The 20,173-nt window shown below is 51.7% G+C and carries 21 protein-coding genes; 7 read left to right on the top strand and 14 right to left on the bottom strand.

The features are described from left to right. Window positions 1-7: 7 nt before the first annotated feature. The 3 genes from nanT to nanR form a co-directional block, all read right to left on the bottom strand. Window positions 8-1,498, bottom strand: a complete 1,491-nt coding sequence (gene nanT, locus HV243_RS02375; protein WP_016154702.1) for a sialic acid transporter NanT — start codon at window positions 1,496-1,498, stop codon at window positions 8-10. Between the two features lie 116 nt (window positions 1,499-1,614). Continuing rightward, window positions 1,615-2,508, bottom strand: a complete 894-nt coding sequence (gene nanA, locus HV243_RS02370; protein ID WP_016154703.1) for an N-acetylneuraminate lyase — start codon at window positions 2,506-2,508, stop codon at window positions 1,615-1,617. A 134-nt stretch (window positions 2,509-2,642) separates the two neighbouring features. Beyond that, the gene (gene nanR, locus HV243_RS02365; protein ID WP_016154704.1) at window positions 2,643-3,434 is read right to left on the bottom strand and encodes a transcriptional regulator NanR; all 792 of its coding nucleotides are present in this window, start codon (window positions 3,432-3,434) and stop codon (window positions 2,643-2,645) included. 359 nt (window positions 3,435-3,793) lie between these two features. Here nanR and dcuC point away from each other — a divergent pair, with 359 nt between their 5' ends. Beyond that, a complete protein-coding gene (dcuC, locus tag HV243_RS02360) occupies window positions 3,794-5,161 on the top strand; it encodes an anaerobic C4-dicarboxylate transporter DcuC (protein WP_016154705.1) in 1,368 nt (455 codons plus the stop codon). Between the two features lie 123 nt (window positions 5,162-5,284). Here the strand turns inward: dcuC and tnpA are convergent, their stop codons facing one another. The 6 genes from tnpA to zapE form a co-directional block, all read right to left on the bottom strand. Next, window positions 5,285-5,743, bottom strand: coding sequence for an IS200/IS605 family transposase (gene tnpA, locus HV243_RS02355; protein WP_016155868.1), 459 nt, complete (start codon window positions 5,741-5,743; stop codon window positions 5,285-5,287). A gap of 174 nt (window positions 5,744-5,917) precedes the next feature. Continuing rightward, window positions 5,918-6,421 (bottom strand): ClpXP protease specificity-enhancing factor, encoded by a 504-nt coding sequence (gene sspB, locus HV243_RS02350; protein ID WP_016154706.1) that lies wholly within the window; start codon window positions 6,419-6,421, stop codon window positions 5,918-5,920. A 5-nt stretch (window positions 6,422-6,426) separates the two neighbouring features. Further along, window positions 6,427-7,065 carry a stringent starvation protein SspA gene (sspA, locus tag HV243_RS02345; protein WP_003025132.1) on the bottom strand — a complete coding sequence of 213 codons (639 nt, stop codon included), beginning with the start codon at window positions 7,063-7,065 and terminating at the stop codon, window positions 6,427-6,429. A 316-nt stretch (window positions 7,066-7,381) separates the two neighbouring features. Next, the gene (gene rpsI / locus HV243_RS02340) at window positions 7,382-7,774 is read right to left on the bottom strand and encodes a 30S ribosomal protein S9 (protein ID WP_003025138.1); all 393 of its coding nucleotides are present in this window, start codon (window positions 7,772-7,774) and stop codon (window positions 7,382-7,384) included. Window positions 7,775-7,789: 15 nt separating this feature from the next. Further along, window positions 7,790-8,218, bottom strand: coding sequence for a 50S ribosomal protein L13 (gene rplM / locus HV243_RS02335; RefSeq protein ID WP_003025141.1), 429 nt, complete (start codon window positions 8,216-8,218; stop codon window positions 7,790-7,792). Window positions 8,219-8,436: 218 nt separating this feature from the next. Continuing rightward, a complete protein-coding gene (zapE, locus tag HV243_RS02330; protein ID WP_053390106.1) occupies window positions 8,437-9,564 on the bottom strand; it encodes a cell division protein ZapE in 1,128 nt (375 codons plus the stop codon). Between the two features lie 192 nt (window positions 9,565-9,756). On the opposite strand from zapE, the gene zapG reads away from it, so the two are divergent. From zapG to degS, 3 genes are all read left to right on the top strand, one after another. Further along, window positions 9,757-10,155, top strand: a complete 399-nt coding sequence (gene zapG, locus HV243_RS02325) for a Z-ring associated protein ZapG (protein ID WP_003025147.1) — start codon at window positions 9,757-9,759, stop codon at window positions 10,153-10,155. 168 nt (window positions 10,156-10,323) lie between these two features. Further along, window positions 10,324-11,691 (top strand): serine endoprotease DegQ, encoded by a 1,368-nt coding sequence (gene degQ / locus HV243_RS02320; RefSeq protein WP_016154708.1) that lies wholly within the window; start codon window positions 10,324-10,326, stop codon window positions 11,689-11,691. An 89-nt stretch (window positions 11,692-11,780) separates the two neighbouring features. Next, window positions 11,781-12,848, top strand: a complete 1,068-nt coding sequence (gene degS, locus HV243_RS02315) for an outer membrane-stress sensor serine endopeptidase DegS (protein ID WP_003025154.1) — start codon at window positions 11,781-11,783, stop codon at window positions 12,846-12,848. Window positions 12,849-12,968: 120 nt separating this feature from the next. Here the strand turns inward: degS and mdh are convergent, their stop codons facing one another. Continuing rightward, window positions 12,969-13,904 (bottom strand): malate dehydrogenase, encoded by a 936-nt coding sequence (mdh, locus tag HV243_RS02310; RefSeq protein WP_008785953.1) that lies wholly within the window; start codon window positions 13,902-13,904, stop codon window positions 12,969-12,971. A 436-nt stretch (window positions 13,905-14,340) separates the two neighbouring features. Between mdh and argR the strand changes: the two genes are divergently transcribed. Both argR and yhcN read left to right on the top strand, forming a co-directional pair. After that, window positions 14,341-14,811, top strand: a complete 471-nt coding sequence (argR, locus tag HV243_RS02305; RefSeq protein ID WP_003025162.1) for a transcriptional regulator ArgR — start codon at window positions 14,341-14,343, stop codon at window positions 14,809-14,811. Window positions 14,812-15,186: 375 nt separating this feature from the next. Then, complete coding sequence (gene yhcN, locus HV243_RS02300; protein WP_003025165.1) at window positions 15,187-15,453, top strand: peroxide/acid stress response protein YhcN; 267 nt, start codon at window positions 15,187-15,189, stop codon at window positions 15,451-15,453. 56 nt (window positions 15,454-15,509) lie between these two features. Here yhcN and HV243_RS02295 read toward each other — a convergent pair whose 3' ends face one another. From HV243_RS02295 to aaeX, 4 genes are all read right to left on the bottom strand, one after another. After that, window positions 15,510-15,788: a barnase inhibitor gene (locus tag HV243_RS02295; protein WP_016154709.1), complete on the bottom strand. Its 279-nt coding sequence runs from the start codon at window positions 15,786-15,788 to the stop codon at window positions 15,510-15,512. Between the two features lie 119 nt (window positions 15,789-15,907). After that, window positions 15,908-17,875: a p-hydroxybenzoic acid efflux pump subunit AaeB gene (gene aaeB, locus HV243_RS02290; protein ID WP_053390107.1), complete on the bottom strand. Its 1,968-nt coding sequence runs from the start codon at window positions 17,873-17,875 to the stop codon at window positions 15,908-15,910. Between the two features lie 5 nt (window positions 17,876-17,880). Continuing rightward, a complete protein-coding gene (gene aaeA, locus HV243_RS02285) occupies window positions 17,881-18,813 on the bottom strand; it encodes a p-hydroxybenzoic acid efflux pump subunit AaeA (protein WP_016154711.1) in 933 nt (310 codons plus the stop codon). Window positions 18,814-18,820: 7 nt separating this feature from the next. Then, window positions 18,821-19,024, bottom strand: a complete 204-nt coding sequence (gene aaeX, locus HV243_RS02280; protein WP_003025177.1) for a p-hydroxybenzoic acid efflux pump operon protein AaeX — start codon at window positions 19,022-19,024, stop codon at window positions 18,821-18,823. A 184-nt stretch (window positions 19,025-19,208) separates the two neighbouring features. Between aaeX and aaeR the strand changes: the two genes are divergently transcribed. Continuing rightward, window positions 19,209-20,138 (top strand): HTH-type transcriptional activator AaeR, encoded by a 930-nt coding sequence (gene aaeR, locus HV243_RS02275; protein ID WP_016157586.1) that lies wholly within the window; start codon window positions 19,209-19,211, stop codon window positions 20,136-20,138. Window positions 20,139-20,173: the final 35 nt, after the last annotated feature.

The raw sequence follows: 20,173 nt of genomic DNA, 5'->3' as shown, positions 1-20,173 counted from the left end.
AAACGGATTAACTTTTGGATTTCACCATGGTGCTTTTGTCGCCGCCGAACGGCACGGCCCCGCTAAACGGTTTGCCATCAATGGCATCATGCGTACGCAATGCTTCAGGCCGCAGCCAGCGCTGTACGCGAGACGGCATATCGAGACCAATCAGCAGGATCACCACAAATGTCAGGCCGAAAGAGAGCGATCCCAACGCGGTGCCCAGATCCAGTCGTTGGGCAATCAGCGCACCGATGATCGGTGCCAACGCCCCGCCCAGTGCACCCACGTTGTAGGTGAAGCCCAGACCCGCCGCACGCTGGTCGGTATCGAAATAGCCGCCAATCAGTTTTGGTAAGATCCCGGAGATCCCCTGACCGAGCATTTGCTGGAAAAACAGCAGTAAACCCAGTACCCAGACGTTTGAGCCGCCAATCGCAAACACTGGAATAATCAGCAACTGCGAAGCCAGCAGACTGCAGACATAGGCCTTACGCGTGCCCAGCCAGTCGCCAAGAAAACCACCGACGCAACAACCGACCGCCGCGCCAAAGCCGCTAAAGAAGAGCACCCTGGCGACAGTGGAAGGGTCATACAGCAGTTCAGTTTTCAGATAGGTTGGCAGCAGCGCCTGAATCGGCCACGAGTAAAGGAAGGCAAACAGCACAACCACCATCAGCATGACACCCGTCGGCCAGCGTTTCCCGCTGCTTTGCACCATAAAACTAATGAAGATAAACGCGCATATCAGGCCAAGGACCGCCACAATAGCCGCATTTTGCAGGTTGCCTGCAAAGCAGAACCACAGCGCGGTTGCGGCGGCGAGAGTCATCACAATATTGATAACCCGATGTTCGCCCCGGTAGAGAATGTCCACCATCGTGCGTACCGGCGCTTTGCCTTCGTGTTTCTCTTTCCAGTCTTCCGCTTCCGGAATATTTTTACGCAGCCAGAGGGCGAAGATAATCGGCAAAATGCCGATGAAGAACAGCGCGCGCCACCCCCAGACCGGGACCACCAGGCTGTAGACCTGGGCGGCGATCACTGCGCCTACAGAGAAGCCGGAAATCAGGAAGCCGCTGGCTTTGTTTCGCAGGTGCCTGGGCCAGCTTTCAATAACATAAGTTGCGCTGGAGCCGTACTCACCAGCCATCCCCATACCGATAACCAGGCGGGCGATAAACATGGTGGTGTAGCCCGGCGCGAAGCCGCAGGCCAGCGTCCCCACAGAGAACAGAATGATACTGGTGACCATCGCCAGACGGCGTCCATAACGGTCGCCCATCGCGCCCAGCATTAACCCACCAAACCAGCGGGAGATAAAAGCGGCCGAGATCAGACTGGCCGCCTGCACCGTCGTCAGTCCGAATTCGCCTTGTACTTCCGTCAGCACAAGGGCGATTAATACAAAATCAAAACCATCAAGCAAATATCCCAGCCAGGCGGCGGAAAATGCCCGCCATTGCGCCCGATTGAGATGGCGATACCACGGGATGCTCTGGGTAGAAGTACTCATTTTACTCTCCCGACGATCTTTATTTTCGTTGTGGTGCCGGATGGCGGATTCGCCTTATCCGGCCTACGAGTCTTGTTTTTGCAGGCCGGATAAGCATTGTGCTATCCGGCGTCCGATCAGTCGCGTTCCAGCATTAATTGCTGGGCCAGCGCTTTCAGTTCCGGCAGATATTGTTCATCTACCGGGGCAAATGGTTTACGGCACAGCGGAACAGAAACCACGTCCATATAGTGCAATACAGTCTTCAGGCCGCGGAACACGCCAACCTTAATGAGCAGATCGATAACCTTATTGCACTCGGTTTGCAGCTTTTGCGCCGTACGGATGTCGCCTTCTTTGAGCGCTTTCACAATTCCCTGATAACGCCATCCCATAATGTTGTAAGTGCTACCGATACCGCCATCTGCGCCCGCCAACAGACCAGAAGCGAAGATCTCGTCATAGCCGTTATAAAGCACCAGATCGGGGTGAGCGCGGCGGATCTGTTCCATCTGATAGAGATCGCCTGAGGTTTGCTTCAGCGCACCAACGCCCGGCAACGTCACCAGCGTGTTGATCTGATCCAGCGTCAGTTTTACGCCGCTCAGCGCCGGGATGTTATAGACCACCATCGGCAAGCCATCAGCGGAATCAATAATTGCGCGGTAGTGATCGCAGTGCTCTTCAAAGCTGAACGGATAGTAAAACGGTGTGACGGCTGAAACCGCATCAAAGCCGTAGCGATGCGCGGCACTCGCCAGCTGTTGGCTCTCTTCGGTACTCACTGTGCCAACGTGAGCGATCAGCGTCACCTTGCCTTTCGCTTCTTCGGCAACAATTTCCAGTACCTGCTCTCTCTCAGCGCGGTTTTGGACAAATGCCTCACCCGTAGACCCACCGACATAGAGCCCGTCGATCCCTTGCCCAATGTTGAAACGCACCAGGCGGCGCAGGCTCTCAATGTCCAGTCGCTGTTGGCTATCGAATGGGGTTAACAACGCTGGCATTACGCCTTTTAAATCTCTTGCCATAGCTACCTCTGATGATGATTAGTATTATCTGACTGCATACCTTTATACCTGTTATACCAGATCAAATAAGCAGCAATACAATACAGAACGCTTATAGTGCGATCTGCCTCACTAAACGATCGTCAGGATCGCGATTACTTACGCAATTTTTTACTTTTGCTGAAGGCGTGCCAGGTAGCGGAAACGCTGTTGAGATGTTCTTGCAGTGCGCGGTCAGCTTCCTCAGGGTCGCGCTGACGAATCGCGTCGACAATAGCGATATGCTGCTGATAACTCACGTTATTGTGCTCATATAACTCTTGGTCAGCCACGGTCGGACGGGCGGCAATCAGCCAGTCTAACAGCGCAACATGGATAGCCATAAAGATGGGATTGCCCGGGATCTCCGCCAGTATGCGGTGAAAATCAACGTCCGAGCGAATGAACAGCGTATTGTCATCGAGCGACTGGCTGTTGATCTCCAGTGCTTTCGCCAGTCTGTCGATTTGCTCATCCGTCGCATGTTCTGCGGCGTATCGTACCAGGCTGGATTCAAAGAACAGTCGCAGCTGTTCGAAGTGGGCAATACCGCCGGGATGCGCGAGGAAATCTTTCGCCATACCGGACAGCTCGCTGATAATGGTATCAGCTGAAGGACGCGAAACGCGGGCGCGCTCGCCATTGTTGATTTGCACCAGACCTTTGCGTTTTAACGCTGCCAGAGCTTCTCGTACAGAAGGACGGCCCACGTTAAAGAAGGCCATCAGCTCCCGCTCAGACGGCAACTGTTCGCCCTCGCCAAATTCCCGACGACGAATCATCTGCTCCAGTTCTTCTTCAACCATTTCAGACAGCTTTTTACGCGCCAGCGGACGGTTGCGTAAGCTACGGCCAATGGTGGATGGAGAGTCTTCAGCTTGCGAATCAAATGCGTTCATAGGGCCCATTCAGCTAAGTCGTGGTGACAAATAACAGCGGGTTTATCCTAACACAGGATCGAAAGCAGGGTGAAATGATGGTCAATCAGACTGTCGGGCTTATTGGCGGTCTAACCCATCCGGATATTTTGTTACGCTAAAACATTCAGCTAATCTTTAATTGAAAACAATCATATTCGCTTCGTGAAATTTATGAATATGAACGTGATAAATTATCATAACCATCTATTTTATAACGATAAATAATTTAAACATCGAATTAAAAATAAGATATTCACTCCATAAAAATCGCCCGAAAAAATATAACATCCGTTTGGACAACAGCGTTATTACCGGATTTATCTTCTTCTCTGGCATGGAGTGAAACAATGTTCGGCATCATTATCTCTGTCATCGTTTTATTAACGATGGGTTACCTGATCCTCAAAAACTACAAACCGCAGGTAGTGCTGGCAGCCGCGGGGATCTTCCTGATGATCTGCGGCGTCTGGCTAGGCTACGGCGCGCTGGTCGCTAACGACAAGAGCAGCGGCTATCTACTGGTCGATATTTACAACGAAATTCTGCGTATGCTTTCCAATCGGGCGGCCGGACTAGGGTTATCAATCATGGCGGTAGGTGGTTATGCCCGTTATATGGACAGGATGGGGGCCAGCAGAGCGATGGTTAGCCTGTTAAGCCGCCCGCTTAAGCTAATCCGCTCACCCTATGTTGTTCTTGCCGCCACCTATGTGATTGGTCAGATCATGGCGCAGTTCATCACCAGCGCTTCCGGGTTAGGCATGCTGCTGATGGTGACGCTGTTCCCGACGCTGGTCAGTCTTGGCGTGAGCCGTTTATCCGCGGTGGCGGTCATTGCCACTTCAATGTCAATTGAATGGGGCATTCTGGAAACCAACTCTATTTTTGCCGCGCAGGTGGCGGGCATGAAAATCGCTACCTACTTCTTTCACTATCAGTTACCCGTCGCATCGTGCGTTATCGTCGCCGTCGCTATTGCACATTTTTTCGTTCAGCGGCAGTTTGATAAAAAAGCATTCCCGGAAAGCAACGGATTCGCTGAACAAAAGACGCTGGAAAACGTGCCACCTCTCTATTACGCCATTCTACCCGTCATGCCGTTGCTTCTGATGTTGGGCTCGCTTGCCCTGGCACATATGGGGTTAATGAAAACAGAGCTGAATCTGGTGGTGGTCATGCTGATGAGCATGACGCTGACGATGTTTGTCGAGTTCCTGCATAAACATAATCTGCGCGAAACGATGGATGACGTGCAGGCCTTCTTTGACGGCATGGGAACCCAGTTTGCCAACGTTGTCACGCTGGTGGTCGCCGGTGAGATCTTTGCGAAAGGGTTGACGACTATCGGGACTGTCGACGCTGTAATAAAAGGTGCAGAGCATTCCGGCCTTGGCGGTATCGGCGTGATGATCATCATGGCCGTGGTCATTGCCGCCTGTGCGATTGTCATGGGGTCAGGTAACGCGCCGTTTATGTCTTTTGCCAGCCTGATTCCAGATATTGCCGCCGGACTACATATTCCTGCGGTAGTGATGATTATGCCGATGCATTTTGCTACTACGCTGGCCCGGGCGGTATCCCCCATTACAGCGGTCATTGTGGTGACATCAGGTATTGCGGGCGTATCGCCCTTTGAGGTGGTAAAACGTACGGCCATCCCGATGGCGGTGGGATTTGTGGTCAATATGATAGTCACCATCACGCTGTTTTACTGATCCCGAAGGCAGAAAATAAATATCCTCCGGCATAGCCGGAGGTTTTTCGGATGCGCCTATAAGGCTCTGTTACCAGCCGCGCCCTAACAGGCGCATACGATCTGACATTTGCATCAGACTTCGTTACTTACGGCCCGTAAACGGGCTACCCGCATAAGGGATCGATAACTGCTCACCCATTTTATCTTCTGCAAGCTGGTGCTTTATGTATTCCTGTATCTTCACCGTGTTCTTACCCACCGTATCTACGTAGTATCCCCGGCACCAGAACTCTCTATTCCTGTACTTGAATTTCATATCCCCAAACTGTTCATACAGCATCAGACTGCTTTTCCCTTTCAGATACCCCATAAAGCCGGATACGCTCATTTTGGGTGGGATTTCCACAAGCATATGAATATGATCTACACAGCATTCCGCTTCCAGGATCCGCACGTTTTTCCACTCACACAGCTTTCTTAAGATGCTGCCTATCGCCCTGCGTTTCTCACCGTAGAATGCTTGTCTTCGGTATTTGGGCGCAAAAACTATGTGATATTTACAGTTCCATCGGGTGTGCGCTAAGCTCTTTTCGTCCCCCATTGGGACCCCCTTTTGATTTCTTGTTAAACATTTGCAGTTGCCAGACCGCAATGTGTTTTAACAAATCAAAAGGGGTTTTAATAACTGGCCCAAAGCTGAAAGCTTTCCGGAACCCCCAGCCTAGCTGGGGGTTTTCTGTGCACAAACAGAACAGGCCCCAAAGGGCCTGTTTTTTTATTTCACTACGCGTAGCGCTGGACGCCCACCGCGAGGCGGCGGCGGAGTGTCATCCGGATCGTTGTCGTCGCCATTGTCAGGCTTATCGCCATCAATGACCGACATGACTGTTTCACTCTCAAAACCAGGTGCGTCGTTGTCGTCATCATTTAAGCTGGCGACATCTTCGTCGTAGGCGGCCTCCGGCTCGAACATAGTACCGGCGCCATTTTCACGAGCATAAATTGCCAGAACTGCCGCCAGCGGTACAGAAACCTGACGCGGCACACCACCGAAGCGCGCGTTAAAGCGCACTTCATCGTTAGCCAGTTCCAGGTTACCCACCGCACGCGGTGCGATATTCAGAACAATTTGCCCATCACGCGCATATTCCATAGGAACCTGCACGTCCTGAAGCGTCACATCCACCACCAGGTGCGGCGTAAGCTGGTTGTCTAACAACCACTCATAGAATGCGCGCAGCAGATACGGACGGCGTGGTGTTAGCTGTGGCAAATCCATACAGGTTAACCCCGGCCCAGACGCATTTCACGTTCAGGCTCAGTCAGAGAAGCCAGGAAAGAATCACGTTCAAAGACGCGAGTCATGTACCCTTTCAGTTCTTTCGAACCTGCACCGTTGAATTCAATGCCCAGCTGCGGTAAACGCCACAGCAGCGGCGCCAGGTAGCAGTCTACCAGGCTGAACTCATCGCTCAGGAAGTAAGGTTTCTGGCCAAATACTGGTGCAATTGCCAGCAATTCTTCGCGCAGACGCTTACGCGCGACTTCGGCTTCAGAAGCAGAACCGTTCACGATGACGTTCATCAGCGTGTACCAGTCTTTTTCAATACGCTGCATGTACAGGCGGCTTTCACCACGCGCAACCGGGTAAACCGGCATCAGCGGCGGATGCGGGAAGCGCTCATCCAGGTATTCCATAATGATGCGAGATTCCCACAGGGTCAGCTCACGATCCACCAGTGTCGGTACGCTCTGATTCGGGTTGAGGTCGATCAGATCCTGCGGTGGATTGTCCTTCTCCACATGCTCAATCTCGAAACTAACACCTTTCTCAGCCAGCACAATGCGGACCTGATGGCTATAGATGTCAGTAGGACCAGAAAACAGCGTCATTACCGAACGTTTGTTGGCAGCGACAGCCATGAAAACCTCCAGGTATATTCAGAATTTTTACTGCTACCAGCCACTAAGTGGCCAGCCAGAAGTGATGTCACCCATATTCGGGAAAGCCATTACTGTTCAAAATACAAACAAAAAATGAACGATACCGGACATTTGGGCAGAAAATTGGATGATAGTTTACCAGATTTTGTGACCTTTGTGGTGAGTCGATTCTTGAAATGGGGAAAAAGAGGTGGCAATCAGCGGATTACCGTGGTTATACGGAGAGCAGTAACGATAAAAAAACCCGCCGAAGCGGGTTTTTTCGCAAATTGTTGTCTGCCGAAGCAGAGTACAATTAACGTTTGGAGAACTGAGGACGACGACGTGCTTTACGCAGACCGACTTTCTTACGTTCAACCTGACGAGCATCACGGGTAACGAAGCCAGCTTTACGCAGTTCGCCACGCAGGGATTCGTCGTACTCCATCAGAGCGCGGGTGATACCGTGACGGATCGCACCAGCCTGACCAGAGATACCACCACCTTTAACAGTGATGTACAGATCCAGTTTCTCAACCATGTCGACCAGTTCCAGCGGCTGACGAACTACCATGCGGGCAGTTTCACGACCGAAGTACTGTTCCAGAGAACGTTGGTTGATTACGATTTTACCACTGCCCGGTTTGATGAAAACGCGAGCTGCGGAACTTTTGCGGCGACCAGTGCCGTAGTATTGATTTTCAGCCATTGCCTATAATCCCGATTAGATGTCAAGAACTTGCGGTTGCTGTGCCGCGTGGTTGTGCTCGTTGCCAGCGTAAACTTTCAGTTTACGGAACATAGCACGACCCAGCGGGCCTTTTGGCAGCATGCCTTTAACCGCGATTTCAAGCACACGCTCAGGACGGCGAGCAATCATCTCTTCAAAGGTCGCTTGTTTGATACCGCCGATGTGACCGGTGTGGTGATAGTACACTTTGTCAGTACGCTTGTTGCCAGTTACAGCAACTTTGTCAGCGTTCAGAACGATGATGTAATCACCGGTATCTACGTGCGGAGTATATTCCGCTTTGTGCTTACCGCGCAGGCGCAGAGCCAGTTCGGAAGCCAGACGGCCCAGAGTTTTACCGGTCGCGTCAACAACATACCAGTCGCGTTTTACGGTTTCTGGTTTAGCTGTAAAAGTTTTCATTAAAAGCTTACCCAAATAAATAAGTTACACGTTGGTGAACACCCAAACGTTTTGTCAGTTGAGGTTCACACGACATTGTCCAGCAAACCTACCCCTTCGAATAGCCTATGCCGGCGCATAGAAAGTTTTGGGAAAAAAACTCTCTCGTAACGTGGGGTCGCAAGATTATAGAGAAGTCAGGGTCAAAGATCGACCCCTTTATGTGATTTGCAGCAGGTTTAACCGGCTAAATGTTCCCGCTTCAGATACTCTTCGCTTTGCATCTCCTGCAAACGCGACAAACAACGCTGAAATTCAAACTTCAGACGCTCGCCCTGATAAATTTCATAAAGTGGTGAGGCCGCACTGACCACCAGCTTAACGTGGCGTTCGTAGAACTCATCCACCAGTGCGATAAAACGCCGCGCTTCGCTCTCCATCAGCGTCGTCATGACCGGCACATCAGACAACAGCACCGTATGAAAAAGACGCGATAGCGCAATGTAGTCATGCTGACTACGCGCATCGACACAGAGCGTGGTGAACGACACCGCCAGCGTTTGGTTTTCGACGGCCAGCGTCTGCATCGGACGATGATTGATCTCCAGCGTCGGAGCGTGTTCACCTTTCGTTCCCGCTAATGCCAGCCAGAGCTTGTCCATCTGCTGGCGGGTTTCCTCATTCAGTGGCGACAACCACAAATGCGCCTGCGTTAAGGTGCGCAGACGATAATCGACGCCAGCATCGACATTCATGATGTCACAATGCTGTTTGATGGCATCAATGGCAGGAAGAAAACGCGTGCGTTGCAAACCGTTGCGATACAGCTCATCAGGCGGAATATTGGAGGTTGCCACCAGCGTAATACCACGGGCAAACAGCGCCTTCATCAGACCGCCGAGCAGCATGGCGTCGGTGATGTCAGAAACAAAAAATTCGTCAAAGCACAGCACGTCCGTTTCAGCCTTAAAGCGGTCGGCAATGATTTCCAGCGGATCACTCTGCCCCTGCAGGGCCGTAAGCTCTTCATGGACACGCAGCATAAAACGGTGAAAGTGCAAACGCTGTTTACGCCCGCCCGGCAGGCTATGGAAGAACAGATCCATCAGCCACGTTTTTCCGCGCCCGACTCCGCCCCACATATACAGACCACGCACTGGCGCGTTGGTCGGTGACTCACGCTTTCCCAGCAATTTGCCAAAACGCGCCATCAGTCCGCTCTCCTGCGGCGCAGGACGTGCTGGCGTCGAAAGCGCCTGGAAAATTGTTTCCAGTCGATTCACTGCTTCTTGTTGTACGTTGTCGGGCTGATGACTGCCGTCTTTGAGGGCTTGCTGGTAACGCGATGTCGGGGAAAGGCTTTGCATGATGTTATTGTTATTCCTTGAGAATCGATGTGCCGTCGCTCACGGTTGACGAAAAAAAGGCCGTTCTACATTACGTGATATAAACACGGGATTCCACTTCTACGGGATTAGCGGTTATAGTGGCATAATCAGGCGCAGGCATGGAGCCTAAAGCCAACACCCTACGGAAACACAAGACAACGGGAGATGTTCATGACCTGGGAATATGCGCTAATTGGGTTAGTCGTCGGTATCATTATTGGTGCTGTAGCCATGCGTTTTGGTAATCGTAAATTACGCCAACAGCAGGCATTGCAGTACGAACTGGAAAAAAATAAAGCTGAGCTGGAAGAGTACCGCGAAGAGCTGGTGAGCCACTTTGCCCGCAGCGCTGAACTGCTGGATAACATGGCGGACGATTATCGTCAGATCTACCAGCATATGGCGAAAAGCTCCAGCAACCTGCTGCCGGGTATGTCACCGGAAAATAATCCGTTCCGTAATCGTCTGGCAGAGTCCGAAGCGGGTAACGATCAGGCGCCGGTTCAGATGCCGCGTGACTATTCTGAAGGCGCATCTGGCCTGCTGCGTAGTGGCGCAAAGCGCGACTAACTGCACATCGTTAAGAAATTTATTGGGCGCAGCAATTGCGCCCTCCGCTTCTCTTCCTGTCCCAGCTATTATTTAGTCGTTAGCCTCATTGTGACCAAACCGAAAATTCAATAACATCAAACTGTTTTGAATCATCTTCCGTTTACTCAAGGTACGAGAGCAGGATCCATGAAAAAACACACCCAGCTGTTGAGTGCATTAGCGTTAAGTGTCGGGTTAACTCTCTCGGCGCCATTCCCAGCCGCAGCGTCGATTCCCGGCCAGGTTCCCGGTCAGGCTGCGCTCCCCAGCCTCGCCCCGATGCTGGAGAAAGTGTTACCTGCCGTGGTGAGCGTAAGGGTCGAAGGCACCGCCGCTCAGGGGCAGAAAGTCCCGGAAGAGTTCAAAAAGTTTTTTGGTGATGAACTTCCCGATCAACCTGCACAACCTTTTGAAGGGCTGGGTTCCGGGGTCATCATTGATGCCGCCAAAGGCTACGTCCTGACCAATAATCACGTCATCAATCAGGCGCAAAAAATCAGCGTCCAGCTTAACGATGGCCGTGAGTTCGACGCTAAGCTTATCGGCAGCGACGACCAGAGCGATATCGCTCTGCTGCAAATTCAACACCCCAGCAACCTGACGCAAATTGCCATTGCCGACTCCGACAAACTCCGCGTCGGTGATTTCGCGGTGGCCGTGGGTAACCCGTTTGGTTTGGGGCAAACGGCCACCTCCGGCATCGTATCGGCTTTGGGTCGCAGCGGGTTGAACCTGGAAGGTCTGGAAAACTTTATTCAGACCGATGCCTCCATCAACCGGGGTAACTCCGGCGGCGCGTTGCTAAACCTCAATGGTGAGCTGATTGGCATTAACACCGCGATTCTGGCCCCCGGCGGCGGTAGCATCGGTATTGGTTTTGCGATCCCGAGCAATATGGCACGCACGCTGGCGCAGCAACTGATGCAGTTTGGTGAAATCAAACGTGGTCTGCTGGGAATTAAAGGCACCGAAATGACTGCCGATATCGCCAAAGCGTTCAAACTGGACGTGCAGCGCGGCGCGTTTGTCAGCGAGGTTCTGCCTAACTCTGGCTCCGCAAAAGCAGGTGTGAAGTCTGGTGATGTCATTACCAGCCTCAACGGCAAACCGCTCAACAGCTTCGCCGAACTGCGTTCACGCATCGCGACAACCGAACCAGGGACCAAAGTCAAACTGGGCCTGCTGCGTAACGGTAAACCGCTGGAGGTTGAAGTAACCCTGGATACCAGTACATCATCGTCCGCCAGCGCGGAGATGATTGCTCCTGCGTTGCAAGGGGCTACGCTCAGTGACGGTCAGCTTAAAGACGGCACCAAAGGCATCAAAATTGATAACGTTGAAAAAAGTAGCCCAGCCGCGCAGGCCGGTCTGCATAAAGATGACGTTATCATTGGCGTTAACCGCGATCGTGTAAACTCGATCGCCGAAATGCGTAAAGTGCTGGAAACGAAACCGTCGATCATTGCTCTGCAGGTAGTGCGTGGTAACGAGAGTATTTACCTGCTCCTGCGTTAACGCATGCAACCGGACATCAGCCCCCCGTGTGATGTCCGGTAAACTCGTGATATGCTGCTGCCGTTCCCTTTATTAATGACGCCGCCATCATGTTTGTGAAGCTTTTACGTTCGGTCGCGATTGGTTTAATCGTCGGCGCTATTCTGCTGGCCGCGATGCCCTCTCTGCGAAAAATAAATACGCTTACCGCGCCACAGTTCGACAGTGCAGATGAAACGCCCGCCAGCTATAACCCGGCGGTTCGCCGTGCAGCGCCTGCCGTCGTTAACGTTTATAACCGTAGTATGAACAGCACAGCACATAACCAGCTTGAGATCCGCACACTCGGCTCAGGCGTTATCATGGATCAGCGCGGCTATATCATTACCAATAAGCACGTCATTAATGATGCCGACCAAATCATCGTCGCGTTGCAGGATGGGCGTGTATTCGAAGCGCTGCTAGTGGGTTCTGATACGTTAACCGATCTTGCGGTGCTGAAAATCAACGCGACTGGCGGACTGCCGACAATTCCAATTAATAACAAACGCGTGCCGCACATCGGCGATGTCGTCCTCGCCATTGGTAACCCGTACAACCTTGGGCAAACCATCACTCAGGGGATTATCAGCGCCACCGGTCGTATTGGCCTGAACCCGACTGGACGGCAAAACTTCCTGCAAACGGATGCCTCCATCAACCACGGCAACTCCGGCGGCGCGTTGGTCAACTCGCTGGGCGAGTTAATGGGTATTAACACGCTGTCATTTGATAAGAGCAACGATGGCGAAACCCCGGAAGGGATCGGCTTTGCTATTCCGTTTCAGTTGGCAACCAAAATCATGGATAAGCTGATTCGTGACGGGCGCGTGATTCGTGGCTACATCGGCATCAGCGGTCGCGAAATTGCGCCACTGCACGCCCAGGGCGGCGGGATGGATCAAATTCAGGGGATTGTAGTTAACGAAGTAGCCCCAGACGGTCCGGCAGCACAGGCTGGAATTCAGGTTAACGATCTGATTATTTCGGTCAATAACAAACCGGCGGTATCTGCGCTGGAGACCATGGACCAGGTGGCAGAGATTCGCCCTGGTTCGGTTATCTCTGTTGTCGTGATGCGTGATGACAAGCAGTTGACGCTGCAGGTAACGATTCAGGAATACCCGGCTACAAACTAAATCACAAACGAAATGATGTAAAAAAACCGGAGATAGCTCCGGTTTTTTTATGCGTCAAATTCGCGATATTTGTAGGACGGATAAAGCGTTAAACACCGCCATCCGGCCTACATAAAGGCGTTATTTAACGAACTCTTCACCCAGGGTGATATCTTTCTTCAGCGTATCCAGCATACCTTCCAGCGAGCTCTGCTCAAATGCGCTCAGCTTGCCGATAGACTGGCGTTCTTCTACGCCGTTTTTACCCAACAGCAGCGGCTGAGAGAAGAAGCGAGCATACTGGCCGTCGCCTTCAACGTAAGCACATTCAACCACGCCTTTTTCGCCGCTCAGCGCGCGAACCAGTGACAGGCCGAAACGTGCTGCGGCCTGACCCATAGACAGAGTTGCAGATCCGCCACCGGCTTTAGCTTCCACAACTTCTGTACCCGCATTCTGGATACGTTTGGTCAGGTCAGCCGCTTCTTGCTCAGTGAAGCTCACGCCAGGGATTTGTGACAGCAGCGGGAGAATGGTCACGCCAGAGTGGCCGCCAATAACCGGGACTTCAACGTCACCAGGCTGCTTGCCTTTCAGTTCCGCAACAAAGGTGTTGGAGCGGATGATGTCCAGCGTGGTCACGCCAAACAGTTTGTTCTTATCGTATACGCCTGCTTTTTTCAGCACTTCTGCAGCGATAGCAACGGTCGTGTTCACCGGGTTGGTGATGATACCGATACATGCTTTCGGGCAGGTTTTAGCAACCTGCTGCACCAGGTTCTTCACGATACCGGCGTTAACGTTGAACAGGTCGGAACGATCCATACCCGGTTTACGTGCAACACCCGCAGAGATCAGTACCACATCAGCACCTTCCAGTGCAGGAGTAGCGTCTTCGCCGCTGAAGCCTTTGATTTTCACAGCAGTAGGGATATGGCTCAAATCAACGGCCACGCCAGGCGTTACTGGAGCGATGTCGTACAGGGAGAGTTCTGAACCTGAAGGCAGTTGGGTTTTTAACAGTAATGCTAGCGCCTGACCGATACCACCAGCAGCGCCGAGGACTGCAACTTTCATCCTAAACTCCTTATTATATTGATAAGCAAAGTGTCTATTGCTCCGCGGCGGCGACCTTAATTCACAAATCCAACGAATACAACAACCACGCGTCAAGAATGCGTAGTCACGCAAATTTGGCTTTTATGCATTTAACTTACGTAAAATAAAACCTAAGTTACGTAATTCAAAACCACCCGCACAGTAGAGCAACTTTCCAACAGGTGCTGACAATATACCCTACCCACCTCTCAAAACAACATCAATTTGATAACATTTAATTTACTTTTAACCTTATTTGCGAGCCGTGACACAGGCATGTTTCTTGATAACGAAATTTGATAAAATTCCGCTCTTTCATAACATTATTTCAGCCTTGAACAAGGCAGACTGTTTGCATAAAAATTCATCTGTATGCACAATAATGTTGTTTCTACCGCCATATTACGGGTGACTTATGCGAAGCTCGGCAAAACAAGAAGAATTAGTAAAGGCGTTTAAAGCGCTGCTTAAAGAAGAAAAGTTCAGCTCTCAGGGCGAAATCGTCCTCGCGTTGCAGGATCAGGGCTTTGATAATATCAATCAGTCCAAGGTTTCTCGCATGCTGACCAAGTTCGGCGCCGTGCGTACCCGCAATGCGAAAATGGAAATGGTGTACTGCCTGCCGGCAGAGTTAGGGGTACCTACAACATCCAGTCCACTGAAAAATCTGGTATTGGATATCGATTACAACGATGCAGTTGTGGTTATTCATACCAGCCCTGGCGCTGCTCAGTTGATTGCACGTCTGCTGGACTCATTAGGTAAAGCGGAAGGTATTCTGGGTACAATTGCCGGTGACGATACCATCTTCACCACCCCAGCTAAGGGTTTTACGGTAAAAGATTTGTACGAAGCCATTCTGGAACTGTTTGAACAAGAGCTGTAATACTTCCTCCCCGTCGCCTCGCGGCGGGGAAAAACCTCTGTATCCACCCTCCTACCTCTATTATCCACTGCCATTGATTTAACAAATGGTGCGTTTAACCGTCAAAAGTCATTCACATAGCGAATATGAAGAGTTAAAAACGCACATTTTGCAAAAATTCATATCTCAATGATTTAATTGAATTTATTATAAAATTGATGCTTAAAACCCTATTTTTAATTCCGTTTTGTTATAAAAAATATTTTTCTTAATACTTAACCCGTACGGAAACAATTAGCGTGGTATTAATTTATCGAGTGATTAGTGTATACTTGATTTTGTGATGAGGGTCACGAAACGCAGACCCCAATAAAAGAATTCGACGAGGTAAATATCATGAAAATCAAAACAACTATTGCAACCTTAAGCCTTCTTTCTGTTCTCTCTTTCGGTGCAAGCGCCGCAGTGACTCAGGTGAACTCACAAGAAGCACAGAACCTGCAATCCATGGGCAGCATCTCCGTATCTCAGATCGGTAGCTCACCAATGGACATGCGTCAGGCTATCGCCGCTAAAGCTGAAAAAGCGGGTGCCAGCAGCTATCGCGTCACCGAACTCCGTGAAGGCGCTCACTGGCACGCGACTGCAGAACTCTACAAATAAACCCTCGTCGTCTAGTCCGACGACTTGCCCCCGCCTGCCGGGGGCTTTTTTATGCCTTACATTGAGTGACGAACGTTAAAGCGCAGCTGTCCTTCCAGCTCTTCTTCCGCTTCATCGAACAGTAAAATCAGCGCGCCGTATCGCCTGCGTAGCTTGTCCGGCAAATGAACAAATTCAATCTCCAGCGGCAGCGGTAAAACGTCCCCGATAACCACCTCCCACAGAGAATCTAAATCAACCACCTTTTCCCGGGCGAGACCGAACGCGCGCGTAAACTCACGGTAGAAATCCCCCTGGTCTTCTATCTCGTCAAAATCAAATGTATAGATGTTCATCTATAGCCACCATCCCGACGCCAGTCACTCTACAGACCATCAATATGCAGGAACCTCCTGCATTTTCAGGTAAGTATAGCCATAAAAAAACCGACGCTTTTAGCGTCGGTTTCCAACTCTTAATTACTGGTCAGCGCATGCTGGTATTTGTGCAGCATCCCGCTAAGTCGTTTTACCGGCTCGGTCACCTGCGGTGGCGCTTGCCAGATGATTAATTTCTCCTGATAGATCTCAAGCTCTTCCAGCAGCTGGCTAAAGTAGCGTCGGCGCTTGTCGTCGTTTCCTGCGGAAATCACGTGATCCGCAGTGCGACGAAGCTGGCGATGGAACGCGGATAGATCCTCGTTTACCGGTATCGGCGCATCGCGCAGGCGCTGATGTGCAATGATCATCGTCAGCGCCAGGCGAAACTTCGCCAGGTCGCCGGGAAATTTGTTCATCAGCAAAAACAGCTGCTGATAAAGCGCCGGGAGATGGTTTTCTTTACGACGTACCACGTTGGTGGTCATCGCTGAAACCGCCGCCGAGACAAACTGGTTGAGCAACACGCGACCCGTTCTGTCACGAGAGTTATCGCGCACCAACAAAATGACGATAAATGCCAGCACGCAGCCAACAATTTGCCCCAGCGCACTATCAAGGAACTGGCTAAAGTGGAAGGTCATCGGGTTATCCAGCACGATGATATTAATAGTGCTGGCCAGCGCCCCCATTGATCCCAGCCGTCGTTTCTGTACCTCTATACCCAGAAAGAACCCCAGCACCGCCAGGCTCAGGCACAGTAACAACATGCTTTGTTGCGTATTGGGGATAATCACCAGGAAATAGAGCGCCCCGAGCGGTAACGCCGCCAACGTACCGTAAATAAAGTCAATCGCCACCATGCGCGGGTTGGGCAAACGCATTGCCAGCGAAGTGACAACCGCAATCATCACCATTGCGCCGCTGCCGGAGGTCCATCCGGTCCACAGCCAGAATAAAGTTCCCAAGACACAAGAAAGCGTGGTGCGCCAGAAGTTGACCATCGCATGATGGCGCTCGGCAGACTCCACCTTCACTACTGGCTCACCTTGCAGGATCTCTTCTTCCGTGGAGCTAATTTTGGTATTACTCAGTACACCGCGTTTGAGCAACAGGTAGCGCGTCGCGGCGCCTGCCCAACTATATATCGTGATCGGCGTTTCGCGTTCGCCGGTCCAGGCAATCACCCGCCGCATCCGCTTCAACTGTTTATGAACATCCTGCACCGTTTCAACCGGCATATTGAACAACTCGCGGAAGGTATCAGTGATCAGTTCGGGCCGAGTGTTCTGAATAAGATAGGTTTCGCAGGACTGCGTGATGAGCGTGAGTGACAGCGTGTTCAATGCTTTGAGTCTGCGGTTAGCCCGCCCCCAGCGTGAGGACTCCATATTCAGGTTACTTCGCATGCCTTCCAGTGCCGCCGTACGTCGGACTAAATCGCCCCAGGCTTTGTCCACTTCTTCACTGTCACCATGCTTAATGCACAGCTGCATAAGCTGATACTGCGCCACCAGCAGGCTGTCCAGTTCGACATCAATCTCCTGTTTCACCGAACGGGGCGAAAAGAGCAGATCGGCCACAATAGCACAGACAATCCCCATCACTATTTCACTACAGCGTTCGAGCGCAAATTGCGGCGTCAGCAGCGGTTCAGCCTGGATGGTAATGACGATGATCAGCGCCGTATAGCCCGAAAGTCCCCAGGCATAGGAGTTTTCGATCTTCACAAGCGACGAGATCCAGGTACAAAAACCGGCCCAGATACAACACACCAGGATCATCAATAACGGGGCGCGGATCATGCTGATGATAATGATCAGTGCAGCAATACAGCCAATAAATGTCCCGACAATACGCAGCATGCCGCGATAGCGTATAGCACCAGAATAGGGCTCTCCGCCAGCGGCAAAGGCCGGGCCAGCCGCCACAATGGCGGCGGTCAGCACCGCCCAGCGCGGGGTCTCAAGTTGGAAGTGAAAGCCAACGAACAGCGCCAGTACAATCGCGCACGCCAGTTTCACCGCAAAGCGGATATGCTGGTTGGCAATAGAGAAAATGCCCATCACGATTAGCCAAACTCGCGCAGGCGGTGCGCCATTTTACGGAAGAAGGATTCCCGGCTTGCATCGCGATCCTGCTTGCCGGTAATGACGACGGTAGCCGTAGTCCCCGCAGGCCACAGGGTGCCCTGCTGCTCATCAAGACGAATTCGCACCGGTACACGCTGCGCCAGGCGCACCCATTCAAGATTGGAATCAATGGTCGCCATACCCTTTGCGTCCCGAGTGCTGCTGGCATTCGTTACGCCAGCCGCCACGCTATCAACGGTGCCCTTCAGCACATGATTACTGCCCAGCGGGGTGATCTCTGCGCGATACCCAGGGCGGACGCCTTCCAGCTTGGTTTCTTCCATATAGGCCAGCACATAAAAAGAATGCTGTTTGACCAACGCCACCGCCGTAGAGCCGCGAGTAATAAATTCGCCGCTGTAGACGTTCAGGTTAGTCACCCAGCCATCTGCTGGCGCGCGAATGACGGTACGTTCCAGATCTAATTTCGCCAGGTCGCGGGTCGCCTGCGCCTTCGCAAGCTGGTGTAATACGGTTTGCAAGACATTGTTTGACTGGTCGATCTCTTCACGAGACATAGCCTGCACGCCCAGCCGATTACGACGGCTGGCCTCCTGGCGTTTTTCCTGTGATAACACCTGATAGTAGGCGACGTCTGCTTCCGCTTCTTCGAGCGCTTTTTTATAGCGCGGCTGATCGATGGTAAACAGAACCTGGTCTTTCTTCACCAGTTGATTATCATGAACGTTGACGTTAGTGATAAGCCCGGCGACATCCGGGGCTATTGCCACAACGTCGGCGCTGAAGCGCGCATCTCGCGTCCACGGCGACTCGGTGTAGAACACCCATGCGCGGAAAATGGCGATGAAGGCCAGAATGACCAGTACGAGAGTCGTGGCCGTACGGGAGAGTTTTCTTGTTAGTGTTTTCACTTCAACCTCAAACGAACAGGCGCGTTATTAAATAGAACAGGCAGCAATACAGCGCGGTGTTAAACAGAGCCGGGTGCCAGACAAAATCATAGATGCCAGTTGGAACCAGTACCCGGCGCACCAGCCAGAAAATCGCCAGTGACAAAAGTAATTCGAAAAAAATCGGTGGGAAGGACAGACCAAACACCACGATAACGGGAAACAGACTCATGTTGACCTTGGTAGCTTAAGAGAGTGCAGGTGATAGATTTTCTAGCGTATGTCACCGCAGAGAAGGGCAAGGATGAGCCAGGCGAGAGCGACATAGCTGTTATTTGAATAATAATATATTAACGTAACTGTTATGCTGTTATCTATATTATGTGATCTAAATCACTTTTAAGTCAGAGTGAACAATGGAACGATTAAAACGTATGTCGGTGTTTGCCAAAGTTGTCGAACTGGGCTCCTTCACCGCCGCCGCAAGACAGCTACAAATGAGCGTTTCATCGATAAGCCAGACGGTCTCTAAACTGGAAGATGAGCTACAGGTCAAGCTGCTAAACCGCAGCACACGCAGCATTGGGCTAACCGAAGCCGGTAAAATTTATTATCAGGGCTGCCGCCGGATGCTGCACGAAGCACAGGATGTTCACGAGCAGCTTTATGCCTTTAACAACACGCCCATCGGCACCTTGCGCATTGGCTGTTCTTCAACCATGGCACAAAATGTCCTCGCTGGGTTGACCGCAACGATGCTGAAAGAGTATCCAGGATTGACGGTAAATCTGGTAACAGGCATCCCGGCACCGGATTTAATCGCCGACGGTCTGGACGTGGTTATTCGCGTCGGCGCGTTGCAGGACTCCAGCCTGTTTTCACGTCGCCTGGGAACCATGCCGATGGTGGTCTGCGCCGCTAAAAGCTATCTCGCGCAGTTTGGCGTGCCGGAAAAACCCGCCGATCTCAGTAACCACTCGTGGCTGGAATACAGCGTGCGCCCGGATAATGAATTCGAACTTATCGCTCCGGAGGGGATCTCTACCCGCCTGATCCCAGAAGGGCGCTTCGTGACTAACGATCCGATGACGCTGGTGCGCTGGCTGGCCGCAGGCGCGGGTATTGCCTATGTGCCGCTGATGTGGGTGATCAATGAGATCAATCGTGGCGAAGTGGAGATCCTGTTGCCCCGCTACCAGTCGGATCCACGTCCGGTCTATGCACTGTATACCGAAAAAGACAAACTACCGCTCAAGGTCCAGGTGGTGATTAACTATCTGACGGATTATTTTGTCGATGTGGCGCAGCTGTTTCAGGGGATGTACGGCCGGGGCAAAGAGAAATAAAAAAGCCCGGTAGCGCTTTGCTTACCGGGCCTACA

It is taken from the genome of Citrobacter sp. RHBSTW-00599 (assembly GCF_013784065.1).
GTDB lineage: Bacteria > Pseudomonadota > Gammaproteobacteria > Enterobacterales > Enterobacteriaceae > Citrobacter > Citrobacter braakii.
The sequence above is the reverse complement of the archived record's forward strand: the minus strand, read 5'-3'. Positions and strand labels throughout refer to the sequence as shown.